The sequence below is a fragment of the Actinomadura kijaniata genome, from assembly GCF_014138665.1.
Taxonomy (GTDB): Bacteria; Actinomycetota; Actinomycetes; order Streptosporangiales; family Streptosporangiaceae; genus Spirillospora; species Spirillospora kijaniata.
On record NZ_JACJIA010000019.1, the window covers coordinates 123785 to 148987 of the forward strand.

The 25203-nt window shown below is 72.5% G+C and carries 21 protein-coding genes and 1 pseudogene; 17 read left to right on the forward strand and 5 right to left on the reverse strand.

Features of this window, described 5'->3' with window-relative positions; translation table 11 throughout:
- Nucleotides 1-97: 97 nt before the first annotated feature.
- Complete coding sequence (locus HNR61_RS50325; RefSeq protein WP_182848893.1) at nt 98-1009, reverse strand: S1C family serine protease; 912 nt, start codon at nt 1007-1009, stop codon at nt 98-100.
- A 164-nt stretch (nt 1010-1173) separates the two neighbouring features.
- On the opposite strand from HNR61_RS50325, the gene HNR61_RS50330 reads away from it, so the two are divergent.
- Nucleotides 1174-2637, forward strand: coding sequence for an LCP family protein (locus tag HNR61_RS50330; protein ID WP_182848894.1), 1464 nt, complete (start codon nt 1174-1176; stop codon nt 2635-2637).
- A 9-nt stretch (nt 2638-2646) separates the two neighbouring features.
- On the opposite strand, the gene HNR61_RS42935 is transcribed toward HNR61_RS50330, so the two are convergent.
- Nucleotides 2647-4011, reverse strand: coding sequence for an MFS transporter (locus HNR61_RS42935; protein WP_220510474.1), 1365 nt, complete (start codon nt 4009-4011; stop codon nt 2647-2649).
- A 204-nt stretch (nt 4012-4215) separates the two neighbouring features.
- On the opposite strand from HNR61_RS42935, the gene HNR61_RS42940 reads away from it, so the two are divergent.
- Together HNR61_RS42940 and HNR61_RS42945 are read left to right on the forward strand one after the other, a co-directional pair.
- Nucleotides 4216-4836, forward strand: coding sequence for a TetR/AcrR family transcriptional regulator (locus HNR61_RS42940; RefSeq protein WP_218010097.1), 621 nt, complete (start codon nt 4216-4218; stop codon nt 4834-4836).
- Between the two features lie 57 nt (nt 4837-4893).
- Nucleotides 4894-5298 (forward strand): Hsp15 family ribosome-associated heat shock protein, encoded by a 405-nt coding sequence (locus HNR61_RS42945; RefSeq protein ID WP_182848896.1) that lies wholly within the window; start codon nt 4894-4896, stop codon nt 5296-5298.
- A 313-nt stretch (nt 5299-5611) separates the two neighbouring features.
- Here HNR61_RS42945 and HNR61_RS42950 read toward each other — a convergent pair whose 3' ends face one another.
- Complete coding sequence (locus HNR61_RS42950; protein WP_182848897.1) at nt 5612-5833, reverse strand: hypothetical protein; 222 nt, start codon at nt 5831-5833, stop codon at nt 5612-5614.
- Nucleotides 5834-5840: 7 nt separating this feature from the next.
- Nucleotides 5841-6371 carry a SigE family RNA polymerase sigma factor gene (locus HNR61_RS42955; protein WP_182848898.1) on the reverse strand — a complete coding sequence of 177 codons (531 nt, stop codon included), beginning with the start codon at nt 6369-6371 and terminating at the stop codon, nt 5841-5843.
- 814 nt (nt 6372-7185) lie between these two features.
- On the opposite strand from HNR61_RS42955, the gene HNR61_RS42960 reads away from it, so the two are divergent.
- The 8 genes from HNR61_RS42960 to HNR61_RS42995 all read left to right on the forward strand — a co-directional run bounded on the left by HNR61_RS42960 (nt 7186) and on the right by HNR61_RS42995 (nt 19071).
- Entirely contained in the window at nt 7186-10206 is a 3021-nt protein-coding gene (locus HNR61_RS42960) for a non-ribosomal peptide synthetase (protein ID WP_182848899.1), read from the forward strand.
- A gap of 5 nt (nt 10207-10211) precedes the next feature.
- The gene (locus tag HNR61_RS42965) at nt 10212-10388 is read left to right on the forward strand and encodes an MbtH family protein (RefSeq protein ID WP_182848900.1); all 177 of its coding nucleotides are present in this window, start codon (nt 10212-10214) and stop codon (nt 10386-10388) included.
- A gap of 17 nt (nt 10389-10405) precedes the next feature.
- A complete protein-coding gene (locus tag HNR61_RS42970; RefSeq protein WP_182848901.1) occupies nt 10406-13699 on the forward strand; it encodes a non-ribosomal peptide synthetase in 3294 nt (1097 codons plus the stop codon).
- Nucleotides 13699-14493, forward strand: coding sequence for an alpha/beta fold hydrolase (locus HNR61_RS42975; RefSeq protein WP_182848902.1), 795 nt, complete (start codon nt 13699-13701; stop codon nt 14491-14493). The genes HNR61_RS42970 and HNR61_RS42975 overlap by 1 nt, the downstream gene beginning before the upstream one ends.
- Complete coding sequence (locus HNR61_RS42980) at nt 14490-15626, forward strand: acyl-CoA dehydrogenase family protein (protein ID WP_182848903.1); 1137 nt, start codon at nt 14490-14492, stop codon at nt 15624-15626. The genes HNR61_RS42975 and HNR61_RS42980 overlap by 4 nt, the downstream gene beginning before the upstream one ends.
- A complete protein-coding gene (locus HNR61_RS42985) occupies nt 15623-16576 on the forward strand; it encodes an acyl-CoA dehydrogenase family protein (RefSeq protein WP_182848904.1) in 954 nt (317 codons plus the stop codon). The genes HNR61_RS42980 and HNR61_RS42985 overlap by 4 nt, the downstream gene beginning before the upstream one ends.
- A 339-nt stretch (nt 16577-16915) precedes the next feature.
- Nucleotides 16916-18358: an MFS transporter gene (locus HNR61_RS42990; protein WP_182848905.1), complete on the forward strand. Its 1443-nt coding sequence runs from the start codon at nt 16916-16918 to the stop codon at nt 18356-18358.
- A gap of 101 nt (nt 18359-18459) precedes the next feature.
- On the forward strand, nt 18460-19071 hold the full coding sequence (locus HNR61_RS42995) for a CGNR zinc finger domain-containing protein (protein ID WP_182848906.1): 612 nt from the start codon (nt 18460-18462) through the stop codon (nt 19069-19071).
- Between the two features lie 16 nt (nt 19072-19087).
- Here the strand turns inward: HNR61_RS42995 and HNR61_RS43000 are convergent, their stop codons facing one another.
- Nucleotides 19088-19693: a GNAT family N-acetyltransferase gene (locus HNR61_RS43000; RefSeq protein ID WP_182848907.1), complete on the reverse strand. Its 606-nt coding sequence runs from the start codon at nt 19691-19693 to the stop codon at nt 19088-19090.
- A 577-nt stretch (nt 19694-20270) separates the two neighbouring features.
- Between HNR61_RS43000 and HNR61_RS43005 the strand changes: the two genes are divergently transcribed.
- From HNR61_RS43005 to HNR61_RS43030, 6 genes and pseudogenes are all read left to right on the forward strand, one after another.
- Nucleotides 20271-20594, forward strand: a complete 324-nt coding sequence (locus HNR61_RS43005; protein ID WP_182848908.1) for an SAV_915 family protein — start codon at nt 20271-20273, stop codon at nt 20592-20594.
- 245 nt (nt 20595-20839) lie between these two features.
- The gene (locus HNR61_RS43010; protein ID WP_182848909.1) at nt 20840-22027 is read left to right on the forward strand and encodes an argininosuccinate synthase domain-containing protein; all 1188 of its coding nucleotides are present in this window, start codon (nt 20840-20842) and stop codon (nt 22025-22027) included.
- A complete protein-coding gene (locus HNR61_RS43015) occupies nt 22020-23003 on the forward strand; it encodes an aldo/keto reductase (RefSeq protein ID WP_182848910.1) in 984 nt (327 codons plus the stop codon). Before HNR61_RS43010 ends, HNR61_RS43015 begins: the two co-directional genes overlap by 8 nt.
- Nucleotides 23000-23737, forward strand: coding sequence for a sulfotransferase-like domain-containing protein (locus HNR61_RS43020; RefSeq protein WP_182848911.1), 738 nt, complete (start codon nt 23000-23002; stop codon nt 23735-23737). The genes HNR61_RS43015 and HNR61_RS43020 overlap by 4 nt, the downstream gene beginning before the upstream one ends.
- Nucleotides 23738-23797: 60 nt before the next feature.
- Nucleotides 23798-24994, forward strand: a complete 1197-nt coding sequence (locus tag HNR61_RS43025) for a cytochrome P450 (RefSeq protein WP_182848912.1) — start codon at nt 23798-23800, stop codon at nt 24992-24994.
- A 90-nt stretch (nt 24995-25084) separates the two neighbouring features.
- Nucleotides 25085-25203, forward strand: a pseudogene (locus HNR61_RS43030) (sulfate adenylyltransferase subunit CysD); the annotation flags it as partial.

Consider the following 25203-nt stretch of genomic DNA (forward strand, 5'->3'; position numbering starts at 1 on the left):
TGGCCGCGGCCGCCGACAACCGGCCACGGATGATCGTGGCGTCGCGGGGCGGGGGCGGTGAACGTCCGGGGTCACCGCCGCCGCCTTCCGCGTGTTCTCAGCCGATGAGCCGCCGCGCGATGAGGGCGGCGCGCTCGATCGGGATGGCGAAGCCGATGCCGATCGAGCCGGACCGCCCGCCCTCCCCCAGCGTGGCGATGGCGGTGTTCACGCCGACCACCCGGCCGCCGCTGTCCACCAGGGGGCCGCCGGAGTTGCCGGGGTTGATGGAGGCGTCGGTCTGCACGGCCTCCTGCCGCCGCCCGCCGCCCAGCGACACCTCCCGTTCGGCGGCGCTGACGATGCCGGAGGTGACGGTGCCCGCCAGGCCGAGCGGTGAGCCGACCGCCAGCACCGGGTCGCCGACCCGCAGCCGCGCGGCGCTGCCCTGCTCCACCGGGGGCGGGGCCGCCGCCGGGTCGATCTGCAGCACCGCGATGTCGGCGCCGGCATCGGCCCCGACCAGCCGCGCCCGGACGCCGCGCCGGTCCGCCAGCACCACGGTGATCGTCCGGCCGCCGGCCACCACGTGCGCGTTGGTCAGCACCCGGCCCCGCCGGTCCAGCACGAAGCCCGAGCCGGTGGAGCCGCCGTCGGCGCCGCGCACCGAGATCGACAGGACGCTGCGCTGCACCCGGGCCGCCGCGTCCCGCAGGTCGCCGTCGCGCGCCACCGGCGTGCTCGCGGCCGGTTCCGCGCCGAACCGGGCACCGGCGACCGCCGCCCCCGCGATCCCCGCGGCCGCCCCGGTCACGGCCGCGACGAGCGCGGCGGTCGCGACGACCCGCCGGGGGCGGCCCACCGGGCGCTCCCACGCCGCGGGTCCGGGCGGGTACGGCGGGAACAGCGCCGCCGGTTCCTCCCAGCGCGGCGGCCCCAGGCGCGGGTCGGCGCGGGTCGCCGTGTTCGAGGGCCGCAGCGGATCGCCCCACGGGTCGGGGTGCGGACGGTGGGAGGGGTCGGTGCTCACGTCGGCTCCTCGCGTTCTCGGTGCGGGAATGCGTTCTCCCCCAGGGGTACGTCCGAGATCGGCACCGAGGTCGAACGCCGAGGGAGAATGAACGCGTTTCCGGGGCGGGTGCGTAGTCCTGACGAGGACTCCTCTCCGACACCGCCGAATCCCCGGGAGCGACCGTGTCCGACCGCCTCTGGCCCGAGCAGCCCAGACGCCCCCGGAGCCGCCGGCCCAGCCCGCCACGGCACCGGCGGTCCCCGCACGGGCACCTCCGGTACGGACGGTCCCATCCGGCCGGCTCGGTCGGCCGGGCGCTGGGCCTGACGGCGGCCTCCACGGCGGTGTGGGGCGTGGCGCACCTGCGAGCGGGCCGCCGGGGCGCGGGCGCGGCGCTGATGGCGGCGTTCGCCGCGCTGCTCGGCGGCGCGGCCGTGGCGGTGCTGGCCTTCCGGGAGGAACTGCAGCGGGTCGCGGTGCAGCCGCGCTGGCTGGACGCCCTGGCGGCGGGGCTGGTGGTGCTCGCGCTGGCGTGGTCGGCCGTGGTGGTCCGGTCGTACCAGGTCGCCCGGCCGCGTCGGGCCACGCCCGCCGGGGAGGTCGCGGCGGCCGTGGTCGTGGTGCTGCTCGTCGCCGCCGTGTGCGCGCCGCTGGCGCTGGCCGCGCGGGGCGCCCGGGTGCTGGGCGGCACGATCGAGGACGTCTTCCAGGGCACGCGGGCGGGCGCGCCGTTCCCCGACCGGGCGCGCGTCACCGTCCTGCTGATGGGCGGGGACGGCGCGGGCAACCGGCGGGGCGTCCGGCCCGACAGCCTGACGGTCGCCAGCGTCGACACCCGGACCGGCGACGCCGTGCTGTTCGGGCTGCCGCGCAACCTGCAGCGGTTCCCGGTGCCCGCGCGGCTGCGGTCGCGCTGGCCGGACGGCTACACCGGGTCCCGGCCGGGCGCCGAGGGGCTGCTGAACGAGCTCTACCAGGACGCCGAGGAGAACCCGGCGCTGGTGCCCGGCGTCCCCGACGGGCGGCGCGGACCCCGGATCATGAAGGAGCAGGTGGGTTTCCTGCTGGGCCGGCCGGTGGACTTCTACGTGCTGGTCAACCTGTTCGGGTTCCGCGACCTGGTGGACGCGGTCGGCGGCGTGCGGGTGCGGGTGGACCGTCCGATCCCCTACGGCGGGCCGTCCGACGGCAGCCGCCCGACCGGCGTGATCCCGGCCGGGACGCGGCGGCTGGACGGGGAGCGGGCGCTGTGGTTCGCGCGGGCGCGGCAGGGCAGCAGCGACTTCGCCCGCATGGCGCGGCAGCGGTGCCTGCTTGAGGCGATCTCCGAGCAGGCCGACCCGCGGCGGGTGCTGACCGGGGTCCGCGGGCTCTCCGCCGCGACGCGCCGGGCGGTGTCCACCGACCTTCCGGCCGAGCTGCTGCCGGCGTTGGTGAGGCTGTCGGAGAAGGTCCGGGGCGGCGACCTGCGCGGCGTGCAGTTCACGCCGCCGCGTTTCCCGGTCTTCCGTCCCGACGTGAACGCGATGCGCCGCCAGGTCGCCGCCGCCCTCGCGCCGCCCCGGACGCGGCGGGCGGCGGCCCCGGCCCTCGCGCGGCCGCGCGAGGGCCGGGGCGGGGAGTCGCTCCGGGCGGCCTGCGGTTGAGCCCCGGGGTCAGGAGGTGGCGGGCCGCCGGTACAGGTGGGTGCCCGGGACCGCCGCCGGGTCCTGGCGGACGGCGGCCGGGTTCGTCTCCTTCAGCACCCACGCGCACACGAACGTGATCAGCCCGGTGGCCGCCACGTAGACCGACACCAGCGTCGTCGAGCCCGTCTCGCCGATGATGGCCGTCATCAGGAACGGGGTGCCGCCGCTGATGGTGATCGACGCGAGCTGGTAGGCCAGGGACGCGCCCGAGAGGCGGACGTTCGGCTCCAGCAGCTCGCCGATGTAGGCGGCCAGCGGGCCGTAGGTGAGGGACTGGCCGACCGAGCCGACGAACACCGCCAGCGCGATCAGCGGCAGGGAGCGGGTGTCGACCAGCCAGAAGTACGGGAACGCCCACAGCACGATGATCGCGCCGCCGAGCAGGATCATCGGGCGGCGGCCGACGCGGTCGGAGATCCAGCCCGCCCACAGCACGATCCCGGCGCTCAGCAGGGTGATCGGCAGGGAGATCGACAGGACGGCGTCGCGGCTGAGCTTCAGCTCGGTGGTGGCGTAGCTGACCACCCCGGCGACGCTGATGTAGAACAGGGCGTTGGTCCCGGCGAGCAGGCCCGCGGCCAGCAGGATCGTGCGCCAGTGGCGGCGGACCGCCTCGGCGACCGGCGCCTTGACGACCTGCTCGGTCCTGGCGGCGGTCTCGGCGGCCAGCTCGCGGAACTCGGCGCTGTCCTCGACGCGGGCCTGGATGTAGAGCGCGACCGGGAACATCACCGCGCTGGCCAGGAACGGGATCCGCCAGCCCCAGCTCAGGAACGCCTCGTCGGAGGTGGCCTGCACGGCGATCAGGAAGGCGGCGTTGCCGAGGCAGACGCCGAACGCCACGCCCATCTGCCCGAACGTCCCGGCGAAGCCCTTGCGCTTGGGTGAGGCGGACTCGGTGAGCAGCAGGACGATGCCACCCCACTGCGCGCCGCAGGCCAGCCCCTGCACGAAGCGCAGGGCGACCAGCAGGATCGGGGCCAGCACGCCGATCGTGCCCGCGCCCGGCAGGCAGCCGATCAGGAACGTGCCGAGGCCCATCAGCAGCAGCGACGCCACCACGATCTTCTTGCGGCCGTAGCGGTCGCCGAGGTGGCCGGCGACCACGCCGCCGATCGGCCGGGCGAGGAACCCGGCCCAGAACGTGCTGAACGACAGCAGCGTCCCGGCCAGCGCCGAGGACTCGGGGAAGAAGACCTTCGGGAAGACCAGGGCGGCGGCCGTCCCGTAGAGGAAGAAGTCGTACCACTCGATCGAACTGCCGATCAGTCCCGCGCCCAGCAGCTTGCCCTGGGCGCGGGTGCCGGCGGGTTGCGTCGTCGGTGAGGCCACGTGATCACTCCTTCTGCTCGCGTTCACGCCGCGACCAGTGCGCCGGCCCGCACCCCCGGACGGGCGCTCACCCGCTGTCCGGGCCGTTGGTCCCCCTTCTTAGTTGAATCCAACGTCAGGTTCAAGTAGTGACTGATCTCACACCATGCGGTAATTTCGCTGCTCAGGTGTGGCTTGGCAGAGCTTGGTGGGATCCTGGCGGGCATGGAGACGAACGGCCGGACGGCACCGCGCAGCAGGCGCGGCATGCGCACGCGGCAGGCGCTGATCACCGCCGCCCGCGAGGTCTTCGAGCGGGACGGCTACCTCGACGCCCGCATCAGCGACATCACCGGGACGGCGGGCGTGGCGTCCGGGTCGTTCTACACCTACTTCACCGACAAGGAGGAGATCTTCGCGGCGGTCGTGGAGCAGGTGAACGAGGAGATGCTCCACCCCCACCTGCGGGAGCGCACCGGGATCACCGACCCCCGGCTGCTGATCGACGCCGCCAACCGGGAGTACCTGCGCTCCTACCGCCGCAACGCCCGGCTGATGGCGCTGTTCGAGCAGGTCGCCCAGATCGACGAGAACTTCCGGCGGCTGCGCGTGGAGCGCGGTGACGCCTTCGTGCAGCGCAACGCGAGGATGATCCGCGCGCTCCAGGAGCGGGGCGAGGCCGATCCCGACCTCGACCCGCTGATGACCGCCTACGCCCTGTCGGCGATGGTCAGCCGGATGGCCTACTGGGTCTACGTCGCCGAGCAGCCGATCGCGTTCGAGCGCCTGCTGACGACGCTGAACCAGATCTGGGCCAACGCGCTGGGCATGAAGCCGCCCGGCTGATCATCCCGCCGGCCCGACGCCGGCCGGACGCCGCCCGCGTCCCGTAGAGTCGATCGCATGGCAGACGAGGGTTCGGTGCGCGTGGACCTGTGGATCTGGTCCGTCCGGCTGCTGAAGACGCGTTCCCAGGCGACCGCGGCGTGCCGCGGCGGGCACGTGCGGGTCAACGACGAGCGGGCCAAGCCCGCCACCCCGGTCAAGCCCGGGGACGAGGTGCGCGTGCGGCACGAGGGCCGCGAGCGGATCGTCGTCGTCAAGAAGGTCATCCGCAAGCGGGTCGGGGCGCCGGTCGCGGCCGAGTGCCTGGTCGACAACAGCCCGCCCCCGCCGCCCCGCGGCATGCTGATGCCGGTCGCCCGCCGCGAGCGCGGGGCCGGTCGGCCCACCAAGCGGGACCGCCGGGAGCTGGAGCGGCTCCGGGCGCTGGACCAGCTGGCGGCCTCCCGGCGCGCCCAGGACTGACGCCGCGTACCTGAGACCTCTGACAACGCGGCCTGGCCGAGGTCGAGCGCGTCCGCCGGAGGCGATGAAGGCATCGGAGGGGGGTCGGACACCGGTTCGGACGGCGTCCGCGCTCGACTCGGTGGTCAGCCGCTTCTTCCTGCTCTCGGGGCCAGGGCGTGCCCCGTTCGGTCTCGCGTCGTTCGGTGTCGCGTTCTCCTCGTTCCCTCCCGGGGGTCCGGTGATCGGGGAGCCGGGCGGAGTGACCCGGCTCTCCTGCTCGGTTCCGTGCGGGGCGCCCGTCTCGCGAGAAGCGGGGATCTCCCCGAGGCGGTCAGTGTCCCTCTGGCTGCAGGGGGTGGCTCGGCCGGGTCGGGATCGGAACGCGGGCCGCTCTCCTGCGGATCTCGGCGACCAGTTCCACGTCGCTGAGGCGGGGAGGCGGGGCGGGGGTCGCGCCGAACGCCTCGAAGAGGCGGTGCAGCTCACCGATCACGTCGTTGAACAGGCCGTCGTTCGCGTCTTCAGCCGGAGGGTGGGGTCGGATCTCACTCATGACACACTCACATCGGGTCCTGGCCGTTGACTTCTCGCGGACCAAGATCGTGCCGTAGCAGCGCCCGGAGATTGGTCAAGGCGCGAAAGGTCTGGCTACGAACTGTCGCTGGTGAACAGCTCAGCGCTTCCGCGGTCTCCTTCACTGTGAGGTTTTCCCAGTAGCGCAGCACGATCACCGCTCTTTGTCGAGGGCCGAGTTCGGCCAGCTTGTCCAATAGCAGGATGCGGTCCACCACCTGCTCCTGGCCGCCGGGCTTCGGTTCGGGTTCGGGGATCTGGTCGGTGAGGAACTCGCGCGACCTGCCGGGTGCCGCGCGGTGGTTGATGAACGTCCGGACCATCACCGTGCGCGCGTAGGCGGACAGTTCGTCCCGACGATCAAGGGTTTCCCAGCGCAGGAAAATCTTGATCAGGGTTCTCTGGACCAGGTCGTCGGCCTCGTGCCAGTCACGGCACAGCAGAAACGCCCGATGGCGCAGGTGTGACCGTATCGCCGTGACGTATCGCGCGAACTCATGGTTAGGGCTGTGATGCACAACGTCACCTCGCTCGTCCTCCTTCCTAGAAAATCTTGCTCCTCCGATGCAACGGATCGCCCCTTCGCCCTGTGTATATGGGTGAGGCAGCAACACCGACGCTGACAAGTCGCGTCAGAGGGGAGGTTATCGATGCGCTGCTCCTGCCTGCATCGTGAATAACACTGACAGATCTTCACCGCAACCGCACGCATCGGTTAATAGGTGGTGAACGGCGCCGCGAACGCGGTGACGGCAGGCCGAACGGACGTCGGCGCGCCGGCCAGGGCGCATCGGCCGACAGCCGGGACCGGCGTCGCCGGAACCCCCGGCACCAGCGCTTTCACGGTCCGGATCCAGTGCCACCGCCCGTCGGCACGGATCGGGATCGGCCAGGCCGCGGCCCGCCCCGACGCGGTGAGGGAAACACCACGCGTGTTTCTCCGGCGCCCGCTCGACCGAAAAACCGGGCATCTCCGAGTCATCACCGACCGGCGTGCGCCCGCCGACGACAACTGCGCCGAGCGTGATATTCGCATGTCCATATCAGCATGACCGAGTGAGACAGAAAGCCTCCGGCCGCCCGCGCGAACCCTCCGGAGTCCGATGATTCGCGCGACGCGTGACCGCGTGTCCGCGTCCGCCGAACGCGGCGCCATTTCCCCGACTCCCTCGCCGTGCTCGCCGAGGGCCGATTCCGGCTGCCTGGAACTCACCGAACCGACCAGTCTCCGAACTGCCTGACATGAGGGACCCTGCCAGTCGAGAGCATGGGGGCACGATGCAACGCCATGAGCAGACGCACCGGGGCGAACATGCCCTGACCGCCATTCACATGTCCCTGGGACCGCAGCGCGCGTTTCCCCGGCAAAGCACGGTCCTTGACCTGTTCGACGAACAGCGGGAAAGAGCTCCGGACCGCACCGCCGTCCGTTACCGGGACACCACCATCAGTTATGCCGACCTCGACGCCAGGGCCAATGCCATCGCCAACGAACTGATCGGCGCCGGCGTCTCGAAACGGCGGTTGATACCCGTGCTGGTGGCGGACGGGCCCGAGTTCCCGGTGGCGCTGTTCGGGGTGATGAAGACGGGCTCGGCGTTCGTTCCGCTGGATCCGGCCCTGCCGATGGACCGCCTCAGGACGGTCGTGGCCGAGCTGGCGCCGCCCGCCATCGTGGTGTCACCGGCGTCCGTGGACACCGTCGCCGAGCTGGGGCTGGCCGTCCCGGCGGTGACCGTCGACCGTGCCGAGCCGCCGGAGGACCCGACGCCCCCGCCGGCCGACCGCGCGCCCGGCCCCCAGGACCTGATCTACGGTTTCTACACCTCCGGTTCGACGGGCACGCCCAAGTGCTCGCTCAACCGCCACCGCGGCCTGGTCAACCGGCTGACCACGATGTCGCACCGGTTCGGTGACGGGGCCGACCACGTGACGCTGCAGAACAGCCGGTCCACGTTCGACTCCTCGATGTGGCAGCTGCTGTGGCCGCTGGTGTCCGGCGGGCAGGTCGTGCTGCCGCACCGCGACGGGATCCTCGACCTCGAGCAGACCGCGATGACCATCGGCCGCCACGGGGTCACGATCACCGACTTCGTGCCGTCCGTGCTCACGGCGTTCGTGTCGCTGCTGGAGCTGCGCGAGGACCTGCGCGAGGCGGCGTCGAGCCTGCGGCGCGTGCTGATCGGCGGGGAGCCGGCCAGCCCCGGGCCGGTGCACCGGCTGCGCGCGCTGCTGCCCGGCGTCGAGGTCACCAACACGTTCGGGCCGACGGAGTGCTCGATCGGGTCGGTGTTCCACGAGGTCACCGACGCCGACGTGGACCGGATCCCGATCGGGCGCCCCATCGACAACACCGCCGCGATCGTGCTCGACGACGACCTCGTCCCCGTCCCGGTGAACACGCCCGGCGAGGTGTACCTCGGCGGCGAGTGCGTCGGGGCGGGCTACCTCAACGATCCCGAGCGCACCGCGCGGGCGTTCGTGGACAACCCGTTCCCCGAGATCCCGGGCGAGAAGCTCTACCGGACCGGCGACCTGGCGCGGTTCGGCGAGGACGGGCTGCTGCACTTCATCGGCCGGCGCGACGAGCAGGTCAAGATCGGCGGCGTGCGGGTGGAGCTCGGCGACGTCGAGTCGGCCCTGGCCGACCACCCGCTCGTGGCCAGCGCGATGGCGGTCGTGCTCGGCGAGGGTCCCGAGGCCACCCTGGTCGGGTGCGTCACGGGGCGGTCGGCGGACGATCCGCCGACCCCGCAGGAGCTGCGCGAGTACGCGGCGGAGAAGCTGCCGGCGGAGCACGTCCCGCAACAGATCACGGTGCTCGACACGCTCCCGCTCAACCGCAACGGCAAGGCGGACCGCAAGGCGCTGACCGCGCTCATCGCGGCCGAGACGGCGCGGCAGGCGGGCCCGGCCGAGCACGTCGAGCCGCCGGCCACCCCGATGGAGGAGCTGGTCTGCTCGGCGTGGTGCGAGGTGCTCAAGCGGGAGCAGGTCTCGGTGGTCGCGTCGTTCTCCGACTACGGGGGCACCTCGCTGAACGCCTACCAGCTCACCGCCGCGGTCAGCCGGCGGCTGGGAAGGCCGGTGCGTCCCAGGGACCTGCTGGTCGCGCCGACCGTGCGCGAGCAGGCGGCGCGGCTGTCGGAGGGCGTCGACGACGACAGCGCGGAGCTGGCCTACATCAACCACGACCTGGCCTGGCGCCCGCCGCAGACGCTGCTGCTCACCGGGGCGACCGGGTTCATCGGGGCGCACATCCTCGCCGAGCTGCTGATGGACTCCGGCGCCGGGCTGATCTGCCTGGTGCGGTGCTCCGACCCCGCGCAGGGCGCCCGGCGCCTGACCAAGGTCCTGGAGCAGTACAGGCTGACGTCCGCCCTGCAACTGCTGCCCACGGCGCTCAAGACCGGGCGGGTCGAGGTGGTTCCCGGCGACATGGGCGGCGAGCTGCTCGGGCTGTCGCAGGGACGGTTCGACGCGATCGCGTCGAGCGTGTCCGGCGTCGTCAACGCCGCGGGCGCGGTGAACCTGCTGTCCGGCTACCTGGACCACCGCCCGGCCAACGTGCTCGGCGTGCAGGAGCTCATCAAACTCGCGGCGGGCGGCGCCCGCGTGCACACCCTGTCCACCCTGAGCATCTTCCCGTCCGGCGGGCCGGCCGCCGCGCGCGTCACCGAGGACCAGGTCCCGGCGACGGAGCAGGTCGCCGCGGACGGTTACAACAGATCGAAGTACGTCGCCGAGAGCCTGCTCGCCGGCGCGCGGCGGCAGGGCGTCAGCTCGGTGGTGTACCGGCTCGGCGAGGTCTGGCCGCACCAGGAGATCGGCGTGGCCAACCCGGGTTCGCTGGCGCACGGCCTGCTGTACGCGTGCGCGCGCGCCGGCTGCGTGTTCCCGACCGAGGCCGCGACCGACGTGACGCCGGTGGACGTGGTCAGCCGGTTCGTGGCGCGCGCCGCGACCGGCGACATCGAGGTGGACGACGGCGCGATGCACGTGCTGTGGCCCGCCAGGCTGTGCTTCGCCGAGGCGTTCGGCGTGCTCGCCGACCGGTGCGGGCTCGACCGGGTCGACTACGCGCGGTTCCGCGACCGGCTGGAGGACGCCGCCGAGTCCGACGAGCGGCTCGCCCGGCTGCGCCTGCTGCTGCCGCCCCCCGACGCGGGCCGCGACGCGGCGCCGGCCGAGCTCGACCAGATGTTCACCGACTGCTCCCGGCACTTCGACAACCGGCGGTTCGGCCGGCACGCGGCCGCGCTGGCGGACCCGGGGGCGGACGGACTCAGGACGATCGATCGCTACCTCAGCGAGCTGGCGGACATCTCCGCCTTGGCACCACAGGAAGGGTGAGCGTCATGGAAGAGAAGTTCGTCGTGGTGGTCAACCACGAGGAGCAGCACTCGATCTGGCCCGCCGGCAGGGAGCTCCCGGACGGCTGGCGCGAGGCCGGGTTCGAGGGCACCAGGAGCGACTGCCTGGCGCACATCGCGCGGGCGTGGACCGACCTGCGCCCGCTGAGCGCGCGACACTGAGGAAGGAGACTGGGATCATGACGACGTCAGAGGGTCGCAACGTCGCCGACATCCGGCGCGCCCTGCTGGAGATGAAGGTCCGCCAGCGCGTGGCGGAGAAGGCCGAGCGGGAGCGGATCGTCGCCGTCCCGCGCACGGGCAAGATGGCCATCGCCGAGCAGCAGCGGTTCCTGTGGTTCCTGCACCAGATGGTCGCGGGCGCGCCGGTCTACAACGTGCCGTTCGCCATGCGCCTGCGCGGGCCGCTCGACGTGGGCGCGCTCTCGGAGGCGTTCCGCGGGATCGTCGCGCGGCACGAGAGCCTGCGCACCCGGTTCGGCGACGAGCACGGCGTGCCGTTCCAGACGATCGACCCGCCGCCCGGGACGTGGGAGCTGCCCGTCACCGACGGGACCGAGGAGTCCGTCCAGGACTGGATCGACGGGCAGGCGCGCGAGGAGTTCGACCTGCGCAACGAGCCGCCCTACCGGTTCGCCCTGCTGCGCCTCGGCCCCGAGGACCACGTGCTGTCCATCGTCTGGCACCACATCGTCATCGACGGATGGTCGTCGCGCCAGTTCGCCGAGGAGCTGACGGCCCGCTACGCCGATCCGGGCGGCGCGGAGTTCCCCGAGCTGGCCCTCCAGCCCGCCGACTACGCGGCGTGGCAGCGGCTCTGGCTGCTCAGCGAGGAGCCGGCCAAGCAGATCGAGTACTGGCGCTCCGCGCTGGACGGCATGGAGCCGCTGGAGTGGCGCACCGACCGGCAGCGGCCGTCGTCGCCCACCGGGGCCGGGCGCATCTACGAGACCCGCCTGCCCGACGACCTCGCGCGGGGGATCCGCGACCTGGCCCGGTCCGAGGGCGTCTCCCTGCTCGCCCTGACGATGGCCGGGTACCAGGTCCTGATGAGCCGCTACACCGGCCAGCACGACATCGCGCTCGGGTCGGTGCTGTCCGGGCGGACGCGCTCGGAGACCGAGCCCATGATGGGGTTCTTCGCCAACACGGTGATGATCCGCGGCGACCTGGAGGGCGACCCCGTCTTCCGGGACCTGGTGCACGCCACCAACGACACCATCCTCGAGGCGATGGCCCGGCAGGACGTGCCGTTCGGCCGTCTGGTGGAGGAGCTCAAGCCGGAGCGGCTGCCCGGACGCAACCCGATGGTCGCGCACCTGTTCACGCTGCTGCCCGAGCCGATGATCGCGCGCTGGGAACTGCCCGGCGTCGAGGTCGAGATGCTGACGCCGCAGCCGGAGACGACCCGGTTCGACCTCACGTTCCAGATCAACGACCTGCCGGACGGCGGCCTGGGCGTGTGGATCGAGTACTCCTCCGAGCTGTTCGACCACGAGCGGGTCGAGCGGCTGGTCGAGCACTTCGGCACGGTCATGGCCGACGCGCTGTCCCGGCCGAACGCCCGGGTCGAGTCGCTGGACATCATGCCCGACAGCGAGTACCTGCGCGTGCTCACCGAGTGGAACCCCGAGCCCGGCGAGCGCGACGGGCGCCTGCTGCACGAGCTGGTCGCCGCGCGCGTGGCCGAGACGCCCGACGCGGTCGCGATGCGCTTCGCGGGCGAGGACCTGACCTACGCGCAGCTGGACCAGCGGTCCAGCCGGCTGGCGCACGCGCTCGTCGAGGAGTTCAAGGTGGCGCCCGGGCGCGTGGTCGGGGTGCTGCTGGAGCGCGGCTTCGACCTGCCGGCCGCCGAGCTCGGCGTGCTCAAGGCGGGCGGGGCGTGGCTGCCGCTCGACCCGCAGTATCCGCCGGAGCGGCTGGCCTACCAGCTCAAGGACGCCGACGTGGCGGCGGTGGTGACGACGTCGGACCTCTCCGACCGCCTGCCCGCGGAGGTGGCGCGGCTCCTGCTGGACACGGCCTCGCTCGACGAGCGGGAGGCTTCGCCGCCCTCGGTGCGCGTGAGCCAGGAGGACACCGCGTACGTCATCTACACCTCGGGCTCGACCGGCACCCCCAAGGGGGTCATGGTCCCCCACCGGGCCGTGGTGAACTTCTGCACCACCTTCCAGCGGATGTTCTCGGTGACGCCGGACGACCGGGTCCTGCAGTTCTCCAACCCCGCCTTCGACGTGAGCGTGTCGGACGTGTTCTCCACGCTGACCGCCGGGGCGACCATCGTCGGCGCGCCCCGCTCCGAGCTGCTCGACCCCGACAAGCTCCAGGTGCTGCTGGCCGAGGAGCGGGTCACGATCGTGGACATCCCGCCGGTGGTCCTCGGGCAGCTCGACCCGTCGGCCCTGGACGACCTGCGGGTGTGCTTCATCGGCATGGAGCCGTTCGGCCCCGACCTGGTCAACCGGTGGAGCAAGCCGGGACGCGAGTTCCACAACGGGTACGGGCCCACCGAGGTCACCGTCACGTGCGTCGACTACCTGTGCCCCGCCGAGCCGCTGGACGGCCCGCCGCCGATCGGCCGGGCGATGGCCAACCAGCGCGCCTACGTCCTGGACAAGGGGCTGCGGCCGGTGCCGGTCGGCGTGCCCGGGGAGCTGTTCATGGCGGGCGCCGGCCTGGCCACCGGCTATCTCGGCCGGCCCGACCAGACCGCCGAGAAGTTCCTGCCCGACCCGTTCGCCGCCAGCCCGGGCGAGCGCATGTACGCCACCGGCGACCTGGTGCGCTGGAACGCCGACGGAAACCTGGAGTTCCTGGGCCGGGTCGACCGCCAGGTGAAGCTGCGCGGGCTGCGCGTGGAGCTCGGCGAGATCGAGCACGCCATCGAGGAGTTCGACGGCGTGCGGCAGTGCGTGGTGGCCGTGCGCGACCAGGGCACGCCGTCGGCCTGGCTGGCCGCCTACGTGGTCGGCGAGTTCGAGCCGGAGGCGCTGCGCGAGCACCTGACCGGGCGGCTGCCGCTGCACATGGTGCCCACCGACTACGTGAAGCTGGAGCAGCTCCCGCTGACCTCCACCGGGAAGGTCGACCACGCGCGGCTGCCCGATCCGCGCCCCGAGGGCGGCACGCGGCAGGCCGAGCTGACCACCGAGACGCAGCGCCGGCTGGCCGAGATCTGGCAGAGCCTGCTGAACCTCGACGCCGGCCGCGTCGGCGCGCAGGACAACTTCTTCGTCCTCGGCGGCAACTCGCTGCAGGTCACCCAGATGATGTCGCGGGTGCGCGACGCCTTCCAGGTGACGTTCGACCCGCGGCGGCTGTTCAGCTACCCGGTGCTCAGCCAGTTCGCCGCCCAGATCGACGAGGAGCAGCGCGCGCTGCTGGGCGAGGACGAGGTGGCGCGGCTGGAGGCCGAGGTCGCCGACCTGTCGGAGGAGGAACTCGACCGGCTGCTGAAGGAGTCGAACTGATGACCGCCCCACCTCCATCCACCGTGGAGGAGAAACGGCGCGCGCTGCTGCGACTGCGGCTCCGGCGCAGGCGGGAGGAGGCCCTGGCGCGGCCGCGCGCCGCCCGGCGGGCGGCGTCCCCGCTGGTGCCGCTCAGGGCCTCGGGCACGAAGCCGCCGCTGTTCCTCGTGCACGCGGCGGGCGGATCGGTGGCGCCCTACGTCCCGCTGGCCGCGCTGCTGGGTGACGACCAGCCCGTCCACGCGCTGGAGGACCCGGGCCTGCACGGCGGCGACGTCGAGGCGCGGGGACTGCCCGACCTCGCGGCCGCCTACCTGGACGCGGTCCGCCAGGTCCAGCCCGACGGGCCGCTGCGCCTGGGCGGCTGGTCGGTCGGCGGAGCGGTGGCGCTGGAGATGGCGCGCCGGGACGGCGACGTCGCGGTGACGTTCGCGCTCGACACCGCCGTCCCGGACGCGTCGTCCGCTCCCGGCGACGACGAGCTGCGCGCGTGGTTCGCCGCCGACCTCGCCGAGATGGGCGCCGATCCGGACGAGGCCGGGCTGGCCGAGCGGTTCCCGGTGTTCGCCGCGAACGTGCGGGCGCTGCTGGCGTTCCGCCCGCGGCGCGTGAACGGCCGGGTGGTGCTGCTGTGCGCCGAGGACTCCGACCCCGGGAAGATCGACCGGTGGCGCCCCCACGCCGACGAGATCCAGATGGTCCGGGGCGACCACTACACCATGCTCCAACCACCGCACGTCGAGACGCTGGCGGCGACGGTGCGCGCCGGCCTGAGCGAGGTGAGTGCGCGATGATGCCGGCCTTCACGCCGGAACAGGACCGGTTCCGGGAAGACGTCCGCAGGCTGCTGCGCGAGGACGCGGTGCGCGCGGAGATCGCGCAGGCCCGGCGGGTGCCCTACGGGCAGGAGCCCGGCCTGCTCGACGTGCACCGGCGGCTGGGCAAGCTCGGCTGGCTCGCGGTCAACTGGCCCGAGCGCTACGGCGGGGCGGGCGCCACGATCGTGGAGAAGGCGATCCTCACCGAGGAGCTGATCCGCCACGGCGTGCCCGACAACGTGCACCTGCTGGGCATCGACATCGTCGGGATGGCCATCCACCTGTTCGGCACGCCGGAGCAGAAGGAGCGGTTCCTGCCGGGCCTGGCGCGCGGCGAGACCACCGCCAACGTGCTGTTCAGCGAGCCGGACGTCGGATCCGACCTGGCGTCGCTGGCCACGCGCGCCGAGCCGGACGGCGACGGCTGGCGCCTGTACGGCCGGAAGATCTACAACATGAAGGCGCAGCACAGCGAGTTCGGGCTGTGCGCGGCCCGCACGTCGACCGGTCCGGTCAACTTCTCCGGGATCACGCTGTTCCTGGTGCCGCTGCAGAGCATGGGCGTGGTCATCGAGCCGGTGTGGAACCTGTCCGAGGAGCGGTTCGACCTGGTGACGCTCGACGGGATCCGGGTCGGGCGCGAGGACGTGCTCGGCGAGGTCGACGACGGGTGGCAGGTGCTGGGCCGGGTGCTCCCGCTGGAGCGCACCGGGCTCGACCACTCCGCGAAGGCGGAACGCACGCTGGCCGCGCTGCGCGAGCACGCGCCGCCCGGGTGCGAGCAGCGGCTGGCGCAGCTGGAGACGCGGGTGCGCGCGGCGCGGCTGCTGGCGTGGCGGTGCGTGGCCAACCTGCACGCCGGGCGGCCCGACGAGGTGCACTCGGCGACCGCCAAGTGGTACACGTCCGAGACGGCCAAGGAGGTGTCGTCGGCGGCGGTCGAGCTGCTCGGGCCGCGGGCGCTGCTGGACGCGCGCGACCCCGAGGCGATCGCCGACGGCGTGTTCGACGCCGCGCTGCGGGAGGCCCCGGGGCTCACGCTCGCCCAGGGCTCCTCGGAGATCATGCTCTACTTCGTCGCCACATCGAAACTGGGGTTGCCGACATGACCGCGACGGGAACCGCGGCGATCGCGGACTTCTTCGACGAGGACCTGGCGCCGCTGGTGCGGCGGATGGCCGACCGGCCCCGTGCCGACGGCCAGGACGACGACGACAACCGCGAGATCCGCTCGATGGTGTGGGAGGGGCTGGTCGGGCTCGGCGCGCTCGACGCCTCCGACACCGTGCGGCTGGCCGAGCTCCTGGGGTCGGTGCTGTACCAGGGGCCGCTGCTCGACACGCTGACCGCGCGCGAGCTGGTGCGGGGCGACGTCATCGGCCAGGCGCCGGTGGCGCTGGCGGTCGCGGCCGAGCCGTGGTCCGCCGAGGACGGCGCGGTGTCGGCCCGGCGGTCGTTCGTCGGGTTCGCGACGGAGGTGGACTACTTCGTCGTGGGCGGCGTCGACACCGCCGGACTGCGCCTGGCGCTCGTGCGCGCCGACCATCCGTGCGTCACGACGCGGCGGTACGAGGAGACGGGCCGGGGCGAGGCGTACGGGGTGGAGTTCGCGGGCACGCCCGTGACCGAGTGGGCGGGATCCTCCGCCGAGTGGGAGGCGGCGCTGGCCAACGCGCGGGTGCGCCAGGCGGCGTACCTGGTGGGTCTCGCCCAGGCCGCGCTCGACCACGCCGTCGCCCACGCCAAGGAGCGCCGCCAGTTCGGTCAGCCGATCGGCAGGTTCCAGGCCCTGGCGTTCCGGCTCGGCGAGCTGTCGATGCACATCGACGCGACGCGCATGCTGGTGCACGACCGCGACGCGGTCGCGCACGCGGCGGCCAACCTCGCCGCGGCGTCGGACCTGGCCCGCACCGTCACGACGCGGACCATGCAGATCCACGGCGCCGCGGGCATGCGGTCGGACAACGACGCCCAGCTGTACTACCGGAGGGCGGCGGTCGAGTCGGTGCGGCTCGGCACCCCGTTCGAGCTGCGACGCGAAAGCTGGGAGACGCGATGACGGGAGCCACGGCGCGGGCCGGAGGGTCCCGCGCCGTGGCATGAACCCCAGGCCGTGCCGGCTCCGCCGGGAAGGCCGTTCGAACCGGGCCGCTCCACTCGGCCCGGTTCGTCCATTTTCCAGGCATTTCGCCGACTTTCGCGGCCGGACCGCCGGGCTGGTGATCCGGCGCGATATCTGGGTAACCTCATATCGTGCTTTTAAGGGTTACTGATCGTCTCGCGCGCCCCGGTCGGGCGGGCGGGGGCGGTCGGTCGCGACGGGACCCACCCCATTCCCTTCCCGTCCCCGATTCCCGGCATCTCCGCGCTGACGGCCGACAGAAGCGAAAGGATCGGAATGACGAAGGCATCGTTGCAGGCGACCGAGAGGGACGAGAGCGGATACCGGTCCCGGCAGGTCTGGCAGCTCGCCATCATCTGCGGCACCCAGTTCCTGGTCGCGCTCGACTACTCGATCATCAACGTCGCGGCCCCGAGCATCCGTGAGGGGATGGGGCTCACCTCCGGAGGCGACGCCGCCTGGATCCTGTCGGCCTACGCGCTGGCGTTCAGCGGCTTCCTCCTCCTCGGCGGCAGGGTCGCCGACCTGTTCGGCCGGAAGCGGGTGTTCCTCTGGAGCCTCGTCGGCCTCGGCCTCGCCTCGCTCCTGGCGGGCCTGGCCTGGTCGCCGGCGTCCCTCATCGCGGGCCGCGCCCTCCAGGGGATCGCCGCCGCGTTCATCGCCCCGGCGGGCCTGGGGCTCCTCCAGGCGGCCATCCCGGAAGGACCGCGACGCGAACGCGCCCTCGGCATCTACGGGTCGGCCCTGTCGGCGGGGTTCGTGTCCGGCATGGTGCTCGGGGGCGTCCTCACGCAGTACCTCGGCTGGAGGTCCACCCTCCTGATCAACATCCCCATCGTCCTGCTCGCCTGCGTCCCCGCGAAGGCGCTCCTCGACGAGAGCCGGGACACGCGCTCCTCCCGCAACCTCGACGTCACCGGCGCGGCCCTCGGGACCATCGGCATGGTCGCGCTCGTCTTCGCCCTCACCGAGGGGCAGAAGCACGGCTGGCTGTCCGCCCCGATCCTCCTCTCGGCGGGGATCGCGGTGGCCTCCGGCGCCCTGTTCGTCCGGGCGGAGCGCCGGAAACGGGACGCCCTCGTGCCGGTCTCCATCTTCCGCACCGGCGCCATCGGGGCGGCCAACCTGCTCAACGTCGTGCTGATCTGCTCCTACGGCGGGATGCTGTTCATCCTCACGCTCTACCTCCAGGAACACCTCGACATGGGCGCGCTCGCGACCGGCCTGACGTTCGCGGTCTCGGGCGCGATCGCGATCGTCACGGGGATCTACGCGGGCAAGCTGGTGGAGCGCTTCGGGCTGTACCGCGTCCTGCTGTCCGGGATCGCCATCGAGACGGTCGGCATCCTGGTCATGGTCGGCCTTCCGGAGGGCCACGGGCTCACCCTCGTCCTGGTCGGCACCGCCGTGAACGCCTTCGGCCACATCCTCGCGCTGATCACGACGAGCATCGCCGGCACGAACGGCGTGGACGAGGGACGGCGGGCCACGGCCGGCGCCCTGATCAACGTCTCGCAGCAGCTCGGGCTGGCCGTGGGCGTGGGCGTCGTGACCTCGGTGGCGGCCTACTTCACCGCGGCCTCCGGCGGCGCCGGCGACCCCGGCGCCGTCCTCACGGGCTGGCGCTGGTCCCTGTGGTTCTCGGTCGCGTTCGCCGTCGGGGCGATCATCATCACGGTCCTCTTCCGGAAGCGTTTCGAGAAGGAGCAGGCCGCGTAGAGCGGAAGATCGGGAGGGGACCCCGCCCTGCGGGGCCCCCTCCCCCGGCCCGCTCGGGACCGGCCGTATCAACGGGCAAAAAACCGCATATGATGAGTTCAATGGTTACTTCCACTGCCGCCAGGGCGCGGCCGCCCTGGGAGGACGCGCAGTTCGTCGGCGGCCACCCCGTCCTGGACCTCACGAACACCGTCTTCAACCGGGCGCACCCGGTCGAGGACAACGAGCTGCTGAGGACGCCCTCGGACGTCCTCACCTGGTGCGCGTCCGCGGGCCTGTTCGAGGACGCGCCGTCCGCGGCGGAGGCGGGCGCGGACGGGATCGTCAGGGAGGTCCGGGCCGTCCGCGAACAGGCGTGGGCCGTCTTCAACGCGGTGGCCCGCGGTGAGACGGTGCCGCCGGAGCCCTTCGGGGCGCTCCTGGAGCGGGCCGGAGCCGGCGTGCGCGGGGCGCGCGTTCCGCCGGTCGACGCCACGCTCGGTCACCTCACCGCGGACCGGGCGGCGCCGGGGTCGATTCCCGCGACCCTGGCGCTGCTGGCGGTCCACGCCCTGTTCACGCTGCCCGCCGACCGGATCAGGGCGTGCGGGAGGTGCGGCTGGCTGTTCCTGGACTCCTCGCGGGGCGGGCGCCGCCGCTGGTGCAGCATGAGCACGTGCGGCAACCGCGAGAAGGCGAGCCGGCACCGGCGGGCCGAGCGCGCCGCCGGGTGACCGGACGCCTCCCGCGTCACTTGCCGGCGCGCAGCGTCCGGCGCATGATCGGGCGGTCCTTGCGCGGGCGGGCCACCTCGGAGAACCCGGCCTTGAGGAACGCGCTCGCCATCCCCGTCATCGCCGTGTCCGAGCCGGCGCGCTTCCCCTCGCGGGGTTCGATCGGATAGCCCTCCGCGACCTTGTGCCCCGCCTTGGCGGCGTGCTCGCAGACGGCGTCGAGGACGGCCGACAGCAGCCCCTCGCCGCGGTGCTTCCGGTGGATGTAGATGCAGGTGATCGCGCAGACGGGCTCGTCGTCGACGTTCGCCAGCAGGGGCGAGCGCTCAAGCCTCGGGAACGCGTCGCGGGGGCCGAGCGCGCACCACGCCACCGGCGTGTCGTCCCGGTAGACGACGACGCCGGGCGCCGGGTCGCCCTTGGCCAGGCGCTTCATCGCCTTCTTGTTCCCCTCGCCCTTCCCCTCCATCCACTCCGCGATGGAGAGCCGCCAGTGCATGCACCAGCACCCGCGGGCACCCCCGTTGGATCCGAGGACCGTCTCGAAGTCGCTCCAGGTCTCCTCCGACAGCTCCCTGACCGTCAGCGACGTGGAGTTCTTCCGCTTGCCGGCGTCGTTCATGACCGCACCGCCAATCCTGCGTCGAGGGCTTGATGGACGCGAGCGCTTCCCGATCGTGCGCCGCATGACATTGAGTAACCGACATCAGGCGTTGTAACGGTTACTATACTGGAGCCTTGGCTGTGGAGTCAGGGGTTGGTGGGACGGGACTTGAAGACGGTCCCGGAACGAGCCGCCGTCGCCCCTGACGCATCCGGGGAACTCCCCGCCGGGGCCGTGCCGCACAACGGCGTCCCGGCCGCCGCATTCCTGGAAAATCTTGCTCCCGCGATGCAGCGGATCGGCCGTTCGCCCGGTGTATATGGGTGAGACGGCAACACCGTCAACGAGTCGCGGCAGAGGGGAGGTCATCGAAGTACCGCTCCGGCTCGCATCGCGAAGAACATTGACAGGTATTCGCCGCAACCACGCATTCCTTGGTGGTTCCGTCAATGCCTCAAGGCGATGCCGGCGATGAGCGACCGGCCGTTCAGGCCGTGTACACGACGATATCCCTCATCTGTCCCACACTCTTATGTCGGGGGTGATGAAAACAATGGATTGCCTACTGGTTCCGGTGCGGCCGGGAACGCAGACGGTGTCACTGCGCACGGTACGGCTGCCGTCCGGAGAACGCGTCGGTATCGCGTTCACCACGATGAACCGCCTCATCGAGATCATGGGCCCCGCCCAGCCCTGGATCCGGCTCGACGAGAGGGCGATCAAGTCCATGCTGGCGCCGCTCGGGATCCACCGGATCCAGGTCGATCCGGGCCTGCTCGCGCCGTCGCCGAACGCCCGCCCCCTGGCCGGGACGCCCGGCGTGGCACGGCCGCCGCACCGGCGCGCCCCGCGCCGCCCCGAACGGCGGGCCCGGCGCCGCCCGGCCGCCGCGAACCGGTCCCCCGCCTCGCCGGGGTGACGGTATCGGGAGCGGCCGATCTCCCAATGCTCATGCGTATTTCGCGTCGGCGCGCCCGCGACCGACCCGAGTGACGAACGTCCACGTCCCCGAGGGGCGTGGAGAAAAGACCACCGCGATCGATTCTCGCGGAGGGCATGTCCTGACACGCCGTTCGCCGAGCAGCGCCGAGGCATTCGCTTCGCACGACGGGGACGGCGCGTCGAGAACCGATCCCATCCGTCCGCCAGCGCAAGGGAGAGCCCGTGGGGCAAGCCAGTGACAACGAACGCATCGGACTATTCCAGTCGGGTGGACTTTCCTCCCTGGCCGTCGGGGTCTGGCTTCACGAACAATCCACACCGACCAGGCACTACATCGCCGACATCGGCCAGACGGATCGCACGCGGCTGGACGCGCTCGTTTCCTCGCTGCGAGGATTCGGCGACGAAGCCGTACTCGTGGATCTGAGGCCGGCGATCGCCGCCGTGGCGTCGGATCTGCTGCGCTACCGTGCCCGCCACGACGGCGGTTACTGGAACACGACCGGCGCCTCGCGCCTGGTGCTCGTCAGCGGGCTGGCGCCGCTGATGCGGGCGGACGGATGCCGGGCGCTCGCCCACGGCTGCGTCGGCGGGGGCAACGACCAGCGTCGCTTCGCGCGCTACGGCGTCCAGGTCGCACCGGAGCTGCCGGTCATCGAGCCGTGGACGAACCCGCAGGCGCTGGAGCGGTTCCCCGGCCGCAAGGCGATGCTGGAGGCCGTCGTCGAGCACGGGCTGCCCCTCGACCCGGGCAGCGGCGCCGAGCGGTCCACCGACGGCAACCTCGCCGGCGTCTCGCACGAGTCGGCCGAGCTGGAGGACCTCGAAACGCCGGTCACCCGGCTCGATCCGCGGTGGAGCAGGTGGCCCGAGCAGGCCCCCGCCGAGCCCGAGACCGTGACGGTCGTCTTCCGCGACGGACGGGTCACCGACGTCAACGGCAGCGGGCCCGATCCGGTCGAGTGGATGGCGCGGGCCAACGAGATCGGCGCGCGCAACGGCGTCTGGCTGCGCGACGTGGTCGAACGGCGCATCATCGGCACGGTCTGCCGGGGCGTCTACGAGGCGCCCGGCCTGGAGCTGCTCGACCGCGCGTGGACCCGGATCCTGCAGGCCGGTCTCGACGCGGAGGGGCGGGAGCTCTACGCCCGGCTGGGCGCCGTCCTGGGCGCCGCGATGTACGAGGCGCGATGGCTCGACCCGGCCGCGCACGCGGCGCGGGACGCGATCGACCGGCTCGTCGGGGAGATCGGCGGCACCGTGACCCTGTCGGTCCACCGGGGCGTCGTCCGGGTCGAGCGGACGAGGGTCGCCGGACGCGTGGTCCAGCAGACCCGGTTCGGCTCGGGCGGCAACCGCTGGAGCCAGGAGGCCGCCGTCTGGACGCGGAAGGAGGACAGCGATGCGTGAGCGCAGGTTCGGCCGGCTGGGCTGGATGGTCGGCGACGTCGGCTACGGCATGTGGGGCATCGCCGGCGGCGAGGGCGGATGGACCGGAGCCGACGACGAGGCCGGCGACGCCGCGCTCGACGAGGCCGTGCGGCTCGGGTGCAACTTCTTCGACACCGCCTGGATCTACGGCCGCGGGCACAGCGAGAGGATGCTCGGGCGGCTGCTCGGGCGGCATCCGGACCGCCGGCTCTACATCGCGACCAAGCCGCCGCCCAAGGACCTCAGGTGGCCGTCCACCCGCGACTCCAAGCTGTCCGAGGTGTATCCGCCGGACCATCTCTGGGAGTACCTGCGCCGCAGCCTCGACGGGCTCGGCCTGCCGTCGGTCGACCTGTTCCAGTTCCACGTCTGGGAGGACGACTGGGCGCACGACGCGGCCTGGCAGGACCCCATCATCGAGATGAAGGAACGCGGGCTCATCAAGGGCGTCGGCATCAGCATCAACCGGTGGGAGCCCTGGAACGTCCTGCGGACCCTGGAGACCGGACTGATCGACTCGGTCCAGGTCATCTACAACATCTTCGACCAGGCCCCCGAGGACGAGCTGTTCCCGGCGTGCCGCGAGCTGGACGTCGCGGTGATCGCGCGGGTGCCCTTCGACGAGGGCACCCTCACCGGCACCCTGACCCGCGACTCCCGCTGGCCCGAGGGCGACTGGCGCAACACCTACTTCGTGCCCGAGAACCTCATCCCGAGCGTGGAGCGCGCCGAACGCCTCAAGCGGATCGTGCCCGAGGGCATGACCCTGCCCGAGCTGGCGCTGCGCTTCATCCTCCAGAACCCCGACGTCACCACCGTCATCCCCGGCATGCGCCGCGTGCCGCACGTGCGCGCCAACATCGCCACCAGCGACGCCGAGCCGCTGGACGAGGAGCTGATGGCGATGCTGCGCGAACACCGCTGGGACCGGCAGCCCACGGAGTGGTCGCAGTGAGCGCCGCGCCGAAGCCCATCATCCTGTGGGCCGTGCCCCGGTCGCGGTCCACCGCGTTCCTGCGCGTCATGCTCGAACGCGGCGACCTGGAGGTGCTCCACGAGCCGTTCTCGTACCTGCAGATGGACGGCCGCTTCGAGATCGCGGGCAGGCACGTGACGTCGACGACCGAGCTGCTCGACGCGATGCTCGCGCTCAACGACGGCGGGCGCCGGGTGTTCGCCAAGGACACCTCCGACTACAAGTACACGTCACTGCTCGAGGACGAACGCCTGTTCGGCGGTGTCGTCAACACCTTCATGATCAGGGAGCCGCGGAGCGCGATCGCCTCGCACTACGCCATGAACCCGAAGGCCACCCTGGACGAGTACGGGTTCGAGTACCTGCACGCCATCTTCGAGGCCGTGCGGGCGAACACCGGCGAGGTCCCGCTGGTGATCGACGGCGACGATCTCGTGGCCGCCCCGGAGGCGACCGTCCGGGCGTACTGCGAGCACGTCGGGCTGGAGTTCATGCCCGAGGCGCTGCGCTGGGACCCCGACAAGCGGCCGAACTGGCAGCGCACGGCCCGGTGGCACGCGGAGGTGGCCGCGAGCAGCGGGCTGGCGGCCAAGCCGTCCAGGACGCCGGAGCGGCGCGAGACGCCCGACACCAACGAGCACCTGCGCCGCATCGCCGAGTACCACCAGCCGTTCTACGACGCGCTCGCGCGCCACCGCCTCGTCAGCCGATGAGCCGACGCCACCGGACGGCCCGGCGGTGAGCCAGACGGAACCAGCCGAGAGGAGAGGGACATGACCCGCAACCCGCCCGAGTCCACCGCCGCCGCCCGGCCCGTCCGTGACTACGTCACCGGGCGCGCCGGCGCGCCGGCGATGACGGGCTTCCGCGAGATGGACGAGCACCGGGCGGCGGCCGGGGCGTTCATGTGGACCGAGGACGCCGGGGGCCACTGGGTGTTCACCAGCCACGACTCCGTCATGGACGCCCTGCTCGACGACGACCTGTGGTCGAACGCGGTGGACTTCACCTTCAACCCGGACGCCCCGAAGCTCCCGCCGCTGATGCTCGACGGTGAGGAGCACCTCAAGTGGCGGCGGCTGCTGGCCGCGTGGTTCACGCCGCGGCGCATCCGCTCGATGCGCGACCGGCAGCGCGCCATGGCCGCGGAGGTGATCGACGGGGTGGCCGCGCGCGGGGAGTGCGACTACCTCGCCGACGTCGCCCGGGTCTTCCCGACCATGGTGGTCCTCCAGCTCATGGGCCTGCCCATGGAGGACACGCCCATGTTCCTGGACATCGTGGAGCGCGCGGTGGGGCGCTCCCCGGAGGGCCCGGCCGGCTGCGAGCCCGCCGAGCGGGAACTCATGGCCTACCTCGCCGACCTGCTCGCGCAGCGGCGGGCGCACCCCGACCCGGAGGCCCGCGACGTCGTCTCGGCCGCCGTGGGCTGGAAGCTCGACGACGCGCCCGTGGACGACGAGGAACTGCTCAAGTGCCTGACGCTGCTGACGGTCGCCGGGCTCGACACCACCGCGAGCCAGGTGTCGTGGACGATGCTGCACCTGGCGACCCACCCGGAGCACCGGCGCCGCCTGGTGGCCGAGCCCGAGCTGGCCGACCAGGTCGTCGAGGAGTCGCTGCGCGTCTTCCCGATCGCCCAGCAGCCGCGGAAGGCGACGCGCGACGCGGTGTTCCACGGCTGCCCGGTCCGCAAGGGCGACAACGCCCTGGTGGCGATGGCCGCGGCCGGGCGGGACTCCTCGGCGTACCCGCGCGCCACGGAGTTCGACCTCGACCGCGGCGACGTCAGCCACGCGTCCCTCGGGGCGGGCAGGCACCTCTGCCTCGGGGCGCACCTCGCCCGGCAGGAGATGGTGCTGCTGTTGCAGGAGTGGCACCGCCGCATCCCCGAGTACCGGCTGGTCGAATGGCCGACCGAGACCTGCGGCGTGGTGTGGAGCGTCGACGAGCTGCGCCTGGCCTGGTAGGGCGGCACGGCCCTCCTGGCGCACGACCCGAGCCGCGGGAACGGCGTTCCCCCGAAGTATCCGCCAGAAAGCGTGGAGAGAGCCCAGACCATGCAGCGCTGCGACTACCTGCTTTCCCAGTTGGACGTGCTGGAAGCCGAGTCGGTCCACATCATCCGTGAGGTGGCGGCCGAGTTCGAACGCCCGGTCCTGCTGTTCTCCGGCGGCAA

Excerpts from the sequence above, each read along its gene's own strand:
- HNR61_RS42940 (WP_218010097.1), top strand. The coding sequence starts at position 4,216 with ATGGAGACGAACGGCCGGACGGCACCGCGCAGCAGGCGCGGCATGCGC.
- HNR61_RS42945 (WP_182848896.1), top strand. The coding sequence starts at position 4,894 with ATGGCAGACGAGGGTTCGGTGCGCGTGGACCTGTGGATCTGGTCCGTC.
- HNR61_RS42950 (WP_182848897.1), bottom strand. The coding sequence starts at position 5,833 with ATGAGTGAGATCCGACCCCACCCTCCGGCTGAAGACGCGAACGACGGC.
- HNR61_RS42960 (WP_182848899.1), top strand. The coding sequence starts at position 7,186 with ATGTCCCTGGGACCGCAGCGCGCGTTTCCCCGGCAAAGCACGGTCCTT.
- HNR61_RS42965 (WP_182848900.1), top strand. The coding sequence starts at position 10,212 with ATGGAAGAGAAGTTCGTCGTGGTGGTCAACCACGAGGAGCAGCACTCG.
- HNR61_RS42970 (WP_182848901.1), top strand. The coding sequence starts at position 10,406 with ATGACGACGTCAGAGGGTCGCAACGTCGCCGACATCCGGCGCGCCCTG.
- HNR61_RS42975 (WP_182848902.1), top strand. The coding sequence starts at position 13,699 with ATGACCGCCCCACCTCCATCCACCGTGGAGGAGAAACGGCGCGCGCTG.
- HNR61_RS42980 (WP_182848903.1), top strand. The coding sequence starts at position 14,490 with ATGATGCCGGCCTTCACGCCGGAACAGGACCGGTTCCGGGAAGACGTC.
- HNR61_RS42985 (WP_182848904.1), top strand. The coding sequence starts at position 15,623 with ATGACCGCGACGGGAACCGCGGCGATCGCGGACTTCTTCGACGAGGAC.
- HNR61_RS42990 (WP_182848905.1), top strand. The coding sequence starts at position 16,916 with ATGACGAAGGCATCGTTGCAGGCGACCGAGAGGGACGAGAGCGGATAC.
- HNR61_RS42995 (WP_182848906.1), top strand. The coding sequence starts at position 18,460 with ATGGTTACTTCCACTGCCGCCAGGGCGCGGCCGCCCTGGGAGGACGCG.
- HNR61_RS43000 (WP_182848907.1), bottom strand. The coding sequence starts at position 19,693 with ATGAACGACGCCGGCAAGCGGAAGAACTCCACGTCGCTGACGGTCAGG.
- HNR61_RS43015 (WP_182848910.1), top strand. The coding sequence starts at position 22,020 with ATGCGTGAGCGCAGGTTCGGCCGGCTGGGCTGGATGGTCGGCGACGTC.
- HNR61_RS43025 (WP_182848912.1), top strand. The coding sequence starts at position 23,798 with ATGACCCGCAACCCGCCCGAGTCCACCGCCGCCGCCCGGCCCGTCCGT.